This window comes from Luteibacter sp. 621, from assembly GCF_050435445.1.
In the GTDB taxonomy this organism is placed as follows: Bacteria; Pseudomonadota; Gammaproteobacteria; order Xanthomonadales; family Rhodanobacteraceae; genus Luteibacter.
The window spans coordinates 127,341-139,284 of sequence record NZ_JBNDKI010000011.1; the positions used below are offsets into that span (position 1 = coordinate 127,341).

The 11,944-nt window shown below is 63.5% G+C and carries 9 protein-coding genes; 3 read left to right on the forward strand and 6 right to left on the reverse strand.

Translation table 11 applies throughout. The features are described from left to right. The first annotated feature begins 3 nt into the window (after positions 1 to 3). Positions 4 to 855: a symmetrical bis(5'-nucleosyl)-tetraphosphatase gene (locus tag ABIE56_RS13530; RefSeq protein ID WP_429244307.1), complete on the forward strand. Its 852-nt coding sequence runs from the start codon at positions 4 to 6 to the stop codon at positions 853 to 855. 788 nt (positions 856 to 1,643) lie between these two features. Here the strand turns inward: ABIE56_RS13530 and secA are convergent. Together secA and ABIE56_RS13540 are read right to left on the reverse strand one after the other, a co-directional pair. After that, entirely contained in the window at positions 1,644 to 4,349 is a 2,706-nt protein-coding gene (secA, locus tag ABIE56_RS13535) for a preprotein translocase subunit SecA (protein ID WP_429244308.1), read from the reverse strand. Positions 4,350 to 4,481: 132 nt separating this feature from the next. Next, a complete protein-coding gene (locus tag ABIE56_RS13540) occupies positions 4,482 to 5,396 on the reverse strand; it encodes a M23 family metallopeptidase (RefSeq protein ID WP_429244309.1) in 915 nt (304 codons plus the stop codon). Positions 5,397 to 5,427: 31 nt separating this feature from the next. On the opposite strand from ABIE56_RS13540, the gene ABIE56_RS13545 reads away from it, so the two are divergent. Next, a complete protein-coding gene (locus tag ABIE56_RS13545; protein ID WP_429244310.1) occupies positions 5,428 to 5,886 on the forward strand; it encodes a DciA family protein in 459 nt (152 codons plus the stop codon). A 415-nt stretch (positions 5,887 to 6,301) separates the two neighbouring features. Here the strand turns inward: ABIE56_RS13545 and ABIE56_RS13550 are convergent, their stop codons facing one another. Beyond that, entirely contained in the window at positions 6,302 to 7,093 is a 792-nt protein-coding gene (locus ABIE56_RS13550) for an aspartyl protease family protein (RefSeq protein ID WP_429244311.1), read from the reverse strand. Positions 7,094 to 7,383: 290 nt separating this feature from the next. Between ABIE56_RS13550 and ABIE56_RS13555 the strand changes: the two genes are divergently transcribed. Then, positions 7,384 to 7,989 carry a hypothetical protein gene (locus ABIE56_RS13555; protein WP_429244312.1) on the forward strand — a complete coding sequence of 202 codons (606 nt, stop codon included), beginning with the start codon at positions 7,384 to 7,386 and terminating at the stop codon, positions 7,987 to 7,989. Positions 7,990 to 8,058: 69 nt separating this feature from the next. Here ABIE56_RS13555 and lpxC read toward each other — a convergent pair whose 3' ends face one another. The 3 genes from lpxC to ftsA form a co-directional block, all read right to left on the reverse strand. After that, positions 8,059 to 8,970, reverse strand: coding sequence for a UDP-3-O-acyl-N-acetylglucosamine deacetylase (gene lpxC, locus ABIE56_RS13560; RefSeq protein WP_429244313.1), 912 nt, complete (start codon positions 8,968 to 8,970; stop codon positions 8,059 to 8,061). Between the two features lie 409 nt (positions 8,971 to 9,379). Next, complete coding sequence (ftsZ, locus tag ABIE56_RS13565) at positions 9,380 to 10,567, reverse strand: cell division protein FtsZ (protein WP_429244314.1); 1,188 nt, start codon at positions 10,565 to 10,567, stop codon at positions 9,380 to 9,382. A 139-nt stretch (positions 10,568 to 10,706) separates the two neighbouring features. Then, a complete protein-coding gene (gene ftsA, locus ABIE56_RS13570; RefSeq protein WP_429244315.1) occupies positions 10,707 to 11,942 on the reverse strand; it encodes a cell division protein FtsA in 1,236 nt (411 codons plus the stop codon). Positions 11,943 to 11,944: the final 2 nt, after the last annotated feature.

Genomic DNA, 11,944 nt, shown 5'->3' on the forward strand with positions numbered 1-11,944 from the left:
CTGATGGCCGTGTACGCGATCGGCGATGTGCAGGGTTGCTACCCCGAACTCCAGCGCCTGCTCGAGAAAATCCGCTTCGATCCGGCAGCCGACCAGCTGTGGTTCTGCGGCGACCTGGTGAATCGCGGCGGCGAATCGCTCGCCACGCTGCGGCTCATCCATTCGTTGGGCGAGCGCGCCATCATCACGCTCGGCAACCACGATCTGTCGTTGCTGGCAATCGGCCAGCGCCGTGAGGATGCGCAGCAGCGGGTGAACCCCGAGCTGCGCGAGGTGCTGTTCGCGGACGATGCGCCCGTGCTGCTTGAGTGGCTGCGCATGCAGAAGTTGCTGCATCACGACGAGGCGCTCGGCTGGACCATGATCCACGCGGGCATGGCGCCGATCTGGACACTGCGCCAGGCACAGCGCGCGGCCATGGAAGTGGAGCGCGAGCTGGGCAGCAACCGCCACCAGCGCCTGCTGAAGAACCTCTTCGGCAACCGCCCGGCGGCGTGGACGAACCGCCTGCAAGGTGTGGAACGCCACCGCGCCACCATCAACACGCTCACCCGCATGCGCTATTGCGATGTGAACGGCCGGATCGATTTCGAGGGCAAAGGCACGCCGGGCACGCAGAAGCCGGGGATGTATCCCTGGTTCGAAGTACCGGGCATGCGCAAGCGCGAGACGAAGATCGTGTGCGGCCACTGGTCGGCCCTGGGCCGCTTCGCGGGCCTGGGCGTCTACGCCATCGACACCGGCTGCGTGTGGGGCGGCCAGCTCACGGCCATGCGCATCGACCAGGAAGAGCCGCAGTACATCACCGTGCAGGCCGAGCCGCACAGGCAGAAGCCGAAGGGCGGCGGGGACTAGCGAGAGCGGTTCAGCGAAACCGAAGACGAAAGAAAACTGTTCAAAAGTCAGGGGCCGATGTTTTTTTTGTACGGCGACTGACTTTTCTTTACAAATTGGGCTTCGGCCGTACTTTTCTTTACAGCGCCAAAAAAAAGGTTCATCGCGGATTTCCGGGGGCCCGCGCTTCATCCGGCCCCTTCGTCGGGTCATTCGCATTCGCGAATGCATGTGTTTAGCGGCTAGCGCCGCCTTAGGCTGGGAGGGCGTCGCCGTCGGCGGCGGGCAGGCCCCTAGGTCCGCCAGTCGCGGACCTGCGGACCGGGCCGTAGGCTTCTCTCACGCGACAATCCAGGCGTCCAGCGTTGCCATTGCCGCCCCGTCGTTCGTGCCTTGCGCCGATCGCGAGAGAGCGATGTAGCTCGGCGGCGTCATCGCTCCGTGGGCTATCGCGCGCAAGCGCGCTCCTACAGGTGGTGGATCGCACGCTTGTGGCTCTCCGACCACAAACCTCGATGTGGGGTGCGCGGGTGGGCAGGCCCTTGGGGCCGACATGAGCGGAGGGCCGCCGGGCGATTCGCGGTTAGCGATGAGGTGCCTACGGCCCGGTCCGCAGGTCCGCGACTGGCGGACCCAAGGACCTGACCACCCGCAGCTTCCTCAACCGACCACGCGCCAAGCGGCGTAAGCCGCTAAGTACATGCATTCGCGAACGCGAATGACCCGCTGCAGGGGCGACGCACGCCCCTGCAGCACCCCGGAAATCCACGATGAACCAAAAAAAACCCGGCTTTCGCCGGGTTTTTTTATCAGGTCAGCTGACCGTGGCAGTGCTTGTACTTCTTGCCCGAGCCGCAGGGGCACGGATCGTTGCGGCCCACCTTGGGGCCTTCCGCCACCGTGGTCGGTACCGCCTGCTCAGCCACCGCATTGTTGCCCAGTGCCTGCGCATCAGCGTGCTGGAACTGCAGGCGCTGGGCTTCCGCCGCGCGCTGCTGCTCCGCTTCCATCGCCGCCACTTCTTCCTCGCTGCGGATACGAATGCGGGCAAGCATCTGCACCACTTCGGTCTTGATGCGATCGAGCATTTCCGAGAACAACTCGAACGACTCGCGCTTGAACTCCTGCTTCGGCTGCTTCTGCGCGTAACCACGCAGGTAGATGCCCTGGCGCAGGTAATCCATGCTCGCCAGGTGCTCCTTCCACGCGTTATCCACCACGGAGAGCATCACGTGCTTCTCCAGCGAACGCATGGTCTCGGCACCGACCTGCACTTCCTTCTCGGCGAACATCTGGTCCACCGCCGTGCGCACGTGCTCGAAGATGGCCTCGGCGTCGGCATCCTTCTGGCCTTCCAGCCAGTGAGCCACGTCCAGGCGCAGGTTCAGCTCGCTGGCCAGCTCACGATCCAGGCCGGGGATATCCCACTGGTCATCGATGCTGTCGGCCGGCACGAAACGGCGCACCAGGCCTTCGATCACGTCGGCGCGGATATCGCCCACCATGTCGGAAATATCTTCCGCATCGAGCAGCTCATCGCGCTGCGCGTAGATCACCTTGCGCTGATCGTTCGCGACGTCATCGAAATCGAGCAGGTTCTTGCGGATATCGAAGTTGTGCTGCTCGACCTTGCGCTGCACCTTTTCGATCTGGCGCGTGATCAGGCGATCTTCCAGCGCCTCGTCTTCCTTCATGCCGAACATCTGCATCCAGCGGCCGATACGCTCGCCGCCGAAGATGCGCATGAGGCTGTCCTGCAGCGACAGGTAGAAGCGCGAGGAACCCGGATCGCCCTGGCGGCCCGAACGGCCACGCAGCTGGTTATCGATACGGCGCGATTCATGGCGCTCGGTACCGATGATGTGCAGGCCGCCCGAAGCGAGCACCTGCTCATGGCGCTTCTTCCATTCGGTTCGGAGCTTTTCGCGATCGGCATCGGTGGCTTCGGCCGGCAGCGCGGCAAGCGCGGCTTCCAGGCTGCCGCCCAGCACGATATCGGTACCGCGGCCAGCCATGTTGGTGGCGATGGTTACGGCCGACGGCGCGCCCGCCTGGGCAACGATGTGCGCTTCGCGCTCATGCTGCTTGGCGTTCAACACTTCGTGCGGGATGCGTTCCTTCTTCAGCAGGCCCGACACCAGTTCGGAGACATCGATGGACGCGGTACCCACGAGCACCGGCTGGCCCTTCTCGAAGCATTCCTTGATGTCGGCGATCACCGCCTTGAACTTCGCATCCGGGCCCAGGAACACCATGTCCGGGTTGTCCTTGCGGACCATCGGCTTGTGGGTGGGGATGACCACCACTTCAAGGCCGTACACCGACTGGAATTCGTAGGCTTCGGTATCCGCCGTACCGGTCATGCCGGCCAGCTTCTTGTACATGCGGAACAGATTCTGGAACGTCACCGTTGCCATGGTCTGGTTTTCGCGCTGGATGGGCACGCCTTCCTTCGCTTCCACCGCCTGGTGCAGGCCATCGGACCAGCGGCGGCCCGCCAGCGTACGGCCGGTGAACTCATCCACGATGATGACTTCGCCATCGCGCACGATGTAATCCACATCGCGCTGGTAGATGGCGTTGGCGCGCAGCGCCGCGTTCATGTGGTGGACGACGGCCAGGTTCTTCGAATCGTACAGACCCGTATCCGGCTCGATAACGCCCGCCTGGCGCAGCAGCTGCTCGGCGTGCTCCATGCCCTCTTCGGACATGTGCACCTGCTTCTGCTTTTCATCCACGAAGTAATCGCCGGAACCCTCTTCGGTTTCCTGGCGAGTCAGGTGCGGCACGACCTTGTTCACCGCGATGTACAGCTGCGGGGAATCCTCGGCCGGGCCGGAGATGATGAGCGGAGTACGGGCTTCGTCGATAAGGATCGAATCCACTTCGTCGACGATGGCGTAGTGCAGGCCGCGCTGGTAGCGCTGGTCGCGGCTGAGCGCCATGTTGTCGCGCAGGTAATCGAAGCCGAACTCGTTGTTGGTGCCGTAGGTGATATCGGCGGCGTAGGCGCCACGCTTGTCGGCGTGGTCCATGCCCGGGTACACCACGCCCACCGTCAGGCCCAGGAAGTTGTAGAGCTTGCCCATCTGCGCCGAGTCGCGGCGCGCCAGGTAGTCGTTCACGGTGACGACGTGGGTGCCCTTGCCTTCCAGCGCGTTCAGGTACACCGGCAGCGTACCGACCAGGGTCTTGCCCTCGCCCGTGCGCATTTCGGCGATACGGCCGCCATGGAGAACCATGCCGCCGATCATCTGCACGTCGTAGTGGCGCATGCCGAGCACGCGCTTGGCGCCCTCGCGGGTGACCGCGAAGGCTTCGGGCAGCAGCTTGTCCAGGGTTTCACCGGCGGCCAGGCGCTGGCGGAACTCGTCCGTCTTGGCGCGCAGGGCATCGTCGGAAAGCTTTTCGAACTCCGGCTCGAGGGCGTTGATGCGTTTGACCGTCTTGGAGAGGTCACGCAGCACGCGGTCGTTACGGCTGCCGAAAATACTCGTCAGGGCACGATTGAACATCGATCATCCGGATCTGAAGCAAAAGAGGACTGCCGTGCGGGTAAACCCGACCGGCACGAAGGGACGATCATACTACGGGCGCCCCTCAACTTGCCTTTTAATGGCGGCGGCTTGCCGCCGTTCAAGGCTGTCTCAGTGGTGGCTGCGAACGAACGCCAGCGGGTTCACCACGCGATCGTGGTACCAGACCTCGAAATGGACGTGGGAGCCGGTTGAGCGGCCGGTGGAGCCGGCCTGGGCGATCACATCGCCCACGTGCACACGCTGGCCCACCGTGGCCACCAGCTTGCTGTTATGGGCGTAACGGGTCATGTAGCCATTGCCGTGGTCGATCTCGATCACATCGCCGTAGCCGTTGCGCTGGCCGGCAAAGGTGACCATGCCCTCGGCCACCGCGGTGACCGGGGTGCCCTTGGGGGCGGCGATATCGATACCGGTATGGCGCGCGCTGTGGCCGCTGAATGGATCGGGGCGGCCACCGAAGAACGAGGAGATGTAGCCGTTCACCGGCATGCCGGTGGGGCGCAGGCTGGATTCGATCTTACGATCGAGCAGCAGGTCGTTCAGGGCCTGGAGCTGGGCCTGCTGCACATCGAACTGACCGGCCAGGTCGTCGATACCCTGGTTGAGCGCGGCGGGCGCCATGGCGCCTTCATCCTTGCCAGTGGTGAGCTCGGGGCCGCCCTGGCCGGGATCTTCGTCGAAATTGAACTCGCCATCATCGAGCTTGCCGACCTGGGTCAGGCGTTCGCCAAGAGCGTTGAGGCGCACCGACTGGGCCTGGAGCTGGCCGAGCTTGACCGCGAGGGCGTCGATATCGCGCTGGGCATCGGCCTGGATCCTGGCGATGCGTGCATCGGCATCGGCCGGGGCCGCAGCCGCCGTGTGCCGGGGGGCAGCGATGGCCAGGGCAAGGGCAGCGCCCATGCCGGCGATGCCGATGGCACCGGCCACCGCCATGACCGTGAGCTTGCAGCGCATGCGCCGGCAGGCCAGGTCTAGCGTTTTAGGGCCTTTATGGCCGCGTGGTACGAGTATGATCTGCATACGTTCTTCATCGAATAAGTTCAGTCGGTCTATGCCACCGCCGTCCCAGCACTCTCGCCCTCGTACGCGTGGACTGAAATCCATCGCGGATGTCGGGCCTGTCGCCAAGCTTGCCCATAGGGCTCGCGAGCTCGACACGCTGGACCGCCAGCTGCGCGCGACGCTTCCCGTGCCGTTGCGAGACCACGTCCGCTTTGCGGACCTTCGCAATGGCCGGCTCGTCTTCCTTGCGCCCTCGTCTGCCTGGGCTTCGCGGGTGCGCCTGTACCAGGCGCAGATCCTTGAAGCCGCGAACGCCATGGGCGCCAAGGCCTACTCGGTTGCCGTGAAAGTGGCCCCCCTGCCGGTCGAGCCGCCAGGGCCTGACCCGCTTAAACCGCTTTCCGCCGGCGCGGCCCGTCATCTGCGGGCTGCCGCGGCGTCACTTTCCGATCCCACGTTGCGGGATCTCTTCCTTGATTTGGCCTCCGTGGCCGATAAGCCTGAGTAATCCGCTACTTACGCGTGGCCCTTGCCGTTTGCGTAAGCACCACCGGAACCGTGGTGGGCGGACTTTATAGCACGCATGTACGTTGGGAACACCTAAAGTGCACGTAAAGTTCACAGTTGTGACGGGGGTCACTCGGGTTCCAGGCATAACCGGTCAAGACGTTACTCAGGGCTACGTAGGCCAACGCGGTGGCTGCCCCATCATCAATCGCCCCCGCCATGGCGTCCGCCGCGTGCACGAATGACGAACCCGGACCGCTCCCTAGGCCGGCGTTGGTGCGCCGAGCTCGATGACCCGGTCGGCCGATGCGATGGTCTCGGCGCGATGGGCGATGATGATGATGATGATGCGCGTTATCGCCAGACTGCGGATCACCTGTTCCCGGGAAGCGCGTAATAAGTGTGGCGAGAAGGGGTCAGCGGAACGCGCCCTTTCCGGCCCCAAGGTCGAGACAAACGCGGTGCGCGGCGAAGAAATCTCGCCCCAGGACGCCGTCTACGTCCGGAGCGCGGTACGGAATAACACCGAATGGCGTCGCACCCAGATCGACGGACCCGAGCCGGAATCGCTCGAACGTCACGGAAGCCTGCTCAGCGGCTGCGCCTGAAACCGGTCGGACGATGTTTCGGTTCGCACCGGTATCAAACTGAAACGTACGATCACCTCTATCTGTCGCGATCGTCGTCTGAATGATTGCGTTTTTTACCGTCACATCGAATGTGTGTTCGCCGCACTGCTGCTCGAGCACTGCGCGGCCATCGGCAGGCGTATACAGGGAAACCTTTCCGCCAGCGTAGTCAATCACTAGCACATAGTTCTTCAGTACGCCGTAACCGAGGTAACCATCTTGCGGGTAAGCGTGCGTCCCGAGATCGGGGAGGTCTGCACCACGTAACGGAGCGAGCGACAGCGATCCGGCCTTGAAGTCGTGCAGGTCGAACGAGCGTGCGACGTACGCATGTCCCTGTGCGTCGGACGCGGAAGCCGAAGCCGCGTCATAGGCGATTCCAATGCGATGGATGACGTCTTGCTTCAAGGCGAGGGGCTTATAGCCACCGGTATCCAGGAATAGACGTACGCCCTGGCCATTCACTGTCGCATCGAATGACGGCAGCCCGGTGTGATCAACGGTGAGGGGGATTGTTGCCACGGGCTGCACACGACGAGCCGATGCACCGGGCATACAGCCCGACAGCACAAACGCCATCGCGACGCACAAGACACCTCTGCAGCCACGGCAGACTGCCGTGGCAAACGTCCCCTGTTCCATTCAATCCCCTTGAATGAATCCGCTCTCGGATGCAACGCAGCGCGCTGACTCGTCCTCTAACGGAGGCGAAGCACCTTCGTCGCCCCGCACTGGCGAATGTCGCGTGACGACGATTGGTTGTCAATGCATCTGGCGTGGTTAATGATCGTTCGGTAGTCAGAAGCATCGGGACTGAGATCTGGTTTGCGCTTTCGATCGCAGGAATTGTCGGAGAGGCGGTTACTCGCATGAAGTACGTCCAAATAATTGTTGCGTTCACCATGGCATCCGCGGCAATCGGCATATTGCATGCCGCTCCGGACTCCTTAGTCACATTTCACGATGTGGCCCTGCGGCTCGTCGAGGCACGCCCGATGCTCGCGCCGCTCGAACGTAACGAAGTCCGCCTGGACGCAGTGGTGGCAAACATGCGATCAGCCGTTGAGGCGGAGGCACGAATGAGAAGCGCGGGAATGCACGCACGAGGCGGCCAGAACCAACGGCTACTGGGCGAAGCCGATGCCATGCGTGGAAACATTGCATTCGGTCAGGGAGAAGTTACGCGCATCGCTGACGACATTCGCGGGCAAGTCGCAGAGCTCACCGCTGCGATCGCCCGTGCGGATGCGTTGCGCACCCTAGATTGCGGCGTAGGCATCGATGCCGGCGGCTGCGGAGGGCGGGCGCTCGGGAAAAGCTACCAAGGTGCACGCGATGAACTCATCGCCGGAACCCAGCGGGCAGTACGCCACGCCGACGAAGCGCAGCGATCCGCGGACCAACTGGCAGGAAGGGCGCCCTCGGGGATGTCGATACGTACCTCGGGCCCCGGTCCCACGATGGCTGGCAAGTAGACCCGGATCTTTTCCGACACGCACAAAAAAACCCGCCGAGGCGGGTTTTTTTGTGGGAGCCTGGAAGGCTTAGACCGCTGCCGCCGGGTGGGCGTACGAGATCGGGGCCTTGGCCGGATCCTTGAAGCTCACCTCTTCCCATGCCGTGGCATCCGCCATCAGCTGGCGGAGCAGCTTGTTGTTCAGCTCATGACCCGACTTGTGCGCCGAGTAAGCGCCGATCAGGCTGTGGCCGAGCATGTAGATATCGCCGATGGCGTCGAGGATCTTGTGCTTCACGAACTCATTGTCGTAACGCAGGCCATCCTCGTTCAGCACCCGGTAGTCATCCAGCACCACCGCGTTATCCATCGAACCGCCCAGGGTCAGGTTACGCTCGCGCAGGGCCTCGATATCACGCATGAAACCGAAGGTGCGGGCGCGGCTGACTTCCTTGACGAACGACGTGGTCGAGAAATCCATCTCGGCCTGCGAATTACGCTTATTAAAGAGCGGGTGATCGAACTCGACCGAGAAGCCCACCTTGAAGCCATCGAACGGCTCGAGCTTCGCCCACTTGTCGCCATCGCGAACCACCACCGGCTTCTTGATCCGGATGAAGCGCTTCGGGGCCTCCTGCTCCTCGATGCCAGCGGACTGGATCAGGAACACGAACGGGCCGGCGCTGCCATCCATGATCGGCACTTCGGGGGCCGACAGGTCGACGTACGCATTATCAATGCCCAGGCCCGCCATCGCCGAGAGCAGATGCTCGACCGTGGACACGCGGACCTCGCCATTGATAAGCGTGGTGGAAAGACGGGTATCGCCCACGTTCTCCGGACGCGACTTCAGCTCAACCGGCGGGTTGAGGTCAGTGCGGCGGAACACGATGCCCGTATTAGGGGCGGCGGGGCGGAGCGTCATGTACACCTTGTCGCCCGTGTGGAGGCCGACGCCGGTGGCGCGAATGACGTTCTTAAGAGTGCGCTGCTTGATCATGATGGGTCAAACCTTGGTGGCAGCAGCCAGGTGTGGCGAAGATGCTAACACAGTCTTAACCTCGGAATAAATAAACCGGTTGGTACAGTTCAGCATTGCTTTCACCAAGCCTTCAGAAATAGCTGAGATCCGTTCTCATCTGGACAGAGACCAAACGGCTGGCAGGCCAGGTGGTTGACCGGTTAGGCGATACAGCGGACACCCCCGCCCGTAACGGGCTGATAACAGGACCGTGTACGCCATGCATAAGTTCCCGGACCGGCCCACATGGGGCGGCCTCCCGTCGGCGGCACGAAGGTACCCCGCCGCCCCGGACGGGAACGGCGGCGGGGTACCCGGGCAGCCCGGCATCGTGCCGGGCCGTCCCCACGTCTTCCTTAACGTGCCTGGTTCAGTGCGTTAGTGCCGCTTAGTCAGCCTGGCGACGCAGGAAAGCCGGGATATCGAGATAATCGATCGCCGGTTCACTGTTCTTCGCCGGGGCCGGGGCGGGCTCGCTACGCACCGAAGCCACCGGCTCGCTGTGGGCGTAATCGACCACTTCGTTGCCGGTACCGGTACGCAGCACGACCGGGCGCGGACGCTGGCGCATTTCGACCTGCTGCTGGACCGGCTGGCGGACCGGCTGCTTGGCAGCCACGCCACGGTTCAGGCCGGTGGCAACCACGGTCACGCGCACGTCGTCCTGCATGTCCGGGTCGAGCGAGGTGCCGATCACCACGGTCGCATCTTCCGAAGCGAAATCGTGGATCACGCGGCCGATCTCGTCGAACTCGCGCATGGTCAGGTTCGGACCGGCGGTAACGTTCACCAGGATGCCGCAGGCGCCAGCCAGGTTCACATCTTCCAGCAGCGGGTTGTTGATGGCGGATTCGGCGGCAGCCTGCGCGCGGTCATCACCGCGGGCGGTGCCCGAGCCCATCATCGCCATGCCCATTTCGCTCATCACGGTGCGCACGTCGGCAAAGTCGACGTTGATCAGGCCCGGGGCCGTGATCAGGTCGGCAATACCCTGCACGGCGCCGAGCAGTACGTCGTTGGCAGCCTTGAAGGCATTCAGCAGCGTGACTTCGCGGCCCAGCACCGAGAGCAGCTTCTCGTTCGGCACGGTGATCAGCGAATCCACGTGCTGCGAGAGGTCCTCGATACCCTTCAGGGCAACCTGCATGCGGCGGCGGCCTTCGAACGGGAACGGCTTGGTCACCACGGCGACCGTGAGGATGCCCTTCTCTTTCGCCAGCTGTGCCACTACCGGCGCGGCGCCGGTACCGGTGCCGCCACCCATGCCGCAGGTGATGAACACCATATCGGCGCCTTCGAGCATTTCCTCGATGCGCTCACGATCTTCCAGTGCGGCCTGGCGGCCCACTTCGGGGTTGGCGCCCGCGCCCAGGCCCTTGGTGACGTTGCCACCGAGCTGCAGGTGGGTACGGCCGCCGCAGGTCTTCATGGCCTGTGCGTCAGTATTGGCGACGACGAATTCGACGCCTTCGATGTTGGAGTTCACCATGTGGGCCACGGCGTTACCGCCGCCACCACCCACGCCGATGACCTTGATGACCGCATTCGGTGCCAGTTTTTCGATCAGTTCAAACATTTCCCGTCCTCCGCAGAACTTTTAGTTTTTTTGGTTTATGTCCCGTGGGCGGCAACTCCTGCCGACCATGGGTTTCGGGCCTTCCGCTTGCCCCGGCACCCCCCTTCCATCGGGCACCGATCGAAAATCCTGTGTTGCTTTAGAAGTTCTTGGTAAACCAGCTACGGAACTTCTCTACGACGCTGCCCACATTGCCCACCGGCGAATTGCTGTGCCGCGCGCCGCCTGTGGCGCGCGCGCCGTGCAGCAGCAGGCCCACGCCCGTGGAGTGCAGTTCACTGGATACGACATCGCCCAGGCCGGAGACGTGCTGTGGCACGCCGACACGAACCATCTTGTGGAAAATCTCTTCCGCCAGTTCCAGCGCACCTTCCATGCGCGCGGCGCCACCGGTAAGCACGATGCCGGCGGCGACGAGGCTCTCGTAACCCGAGCGGCGCAGTTCATCCTGCACCATCTCGAAGATTTCCTCGTAGCGCGCCTGCACCGACTGGGCGAGCGCCTGGCGGGCCAGGCGACGCGGCGGGCGATCGCCCACGCTCGGCACCTGGATGGTCTCTTCCGCGTGGGCAAGCTGGGCCAGCGCACACGCGTATTTGATTTTGATCTCTTCCGCGTGAGCGGTAGGTGTGTGCACGCCATACGCGATGTCGTTCGTCACCTGGTCGCCGCCCACCGGCAGCGACTTGGTGTAGCGGATCGCGCCCTGCGTGTAGATCGCGATATCGGTCGTGCCTGCGCCGATATCCACCAGGCACACGCCCAGTTCGAGTTCGTCTTCGGTCAGCACCGACTTCGCGCTGGCCACCGCCGCCGGCACCAGCTCATCGACCGACAGGCCGCAGCGCTGGATGCACTTGGAGATGTTCTGCACCGCGCTGGCCGCGCCGGTCACGAGGTGCACGCTGGCCTCCAGGCGCACGCCGCTCATGCCCACCGGGTGGCGGATGCCATCCTGGCCGTCGATACGGTATTCCTGCGATTCCTTGTAAAGCACCTTGCGGTCGGCCGGGATCGCCACGGCACTCGCGGCTTCCAGCACCTGCTCCAGGTCGCCCGCCATCACCTCGCGGTCGCGGATGGCCGCGGTGCCGTGCGAGTTGCGGGTTTCCAGGTGGCTACCCGAAATGGAGGCATACACCGAGCGGATGTCACAGCCGGCCATCAGCTCGGCCTCTTCCACGGCGCGCTGGATGGAGTGCACCGTGGATTCGATATCCACCACCGAGCCGCGCTTCATGCCGCGCGATACATGGGTGCCGATACCGATCACTTCGATCGGTTCACCCGGCTCGTATTCGCCCACGATCGCTACGACCTTCGAGGTACCGATATCGAGGCCGACGACGAGCTGTTTGTCGTTCTTGTTTCTCATGT

What these genes read in the sequence shown, in the direction of transcription:
- lpxC (WP_429244313.1), bottom strand. Translation starts at nt 8,970, where the DNA reads ATGATCAAGCAGCGCACTCTTAAGAACGTCATTCGCGCCACCGGCGTC.
- ABIE56_RS13555 (WP_429244312.1), top strand. Translation starts at nt 7,384, where the DNA reads ATGAAGTACGTCCAAATAATTGTTGCGTTCACCATGGCATCCGCGGCA.
- secA (WP_429244308.1), bottom strand. Translation starts at nt 4,349, where the DNA reads ATGTTCAATCGTGCCCTGACGAGTATTTTCGGCAGCCGTAACGACCGC.
- ftsA (WP_429244315.1), bottom strand. Translation starts at nt 11,942, where the DNA reads ATGAGAAACAAGAACGACAAACAGCTCGTCGTCGGCCTCGATATCGGT.
- ABIE56_RS13530 (WP_429244307.1), top strand. Translation starts at nt 4, where the DNA reads ATGGCCGTGTACGCGATCGGCGATGTGCAGGGTTGCTACCCCGAACTC.
- ABIE56_RS13540 (WP_429244309.1), bottom strand. Translation starts at nt 5,396, where the DNA reads ATGCAGATCATACTCGTACCACGCGGCCATAAAGGCCCTAAAACGCTA.
- ABIE56_RS13550 (WP_429244311.1), bottom strand. Translation starts at nt 7,093, where the DNA reads ATGGCGTTTGTGCTGTCGGGCTGTATGCCCGGTGCATCGGCTCGTCGT.
- ABIE56_RS13545 (WP_429244310.1), top strand. Translation starts at nt 5,428, where the DNA reads ATGCCACCGCCGTCCCAGCACTCTCGCCCTCGTACGCGTGGACTGAAA.
- ftsZ (WP_429244314.1), bottom strand. Translation starts at nt 10,567, where the DNA reads ATGTTTGAACTGATCGAAAAACTGGCACCGAATGCGGTCATCAAGGTC.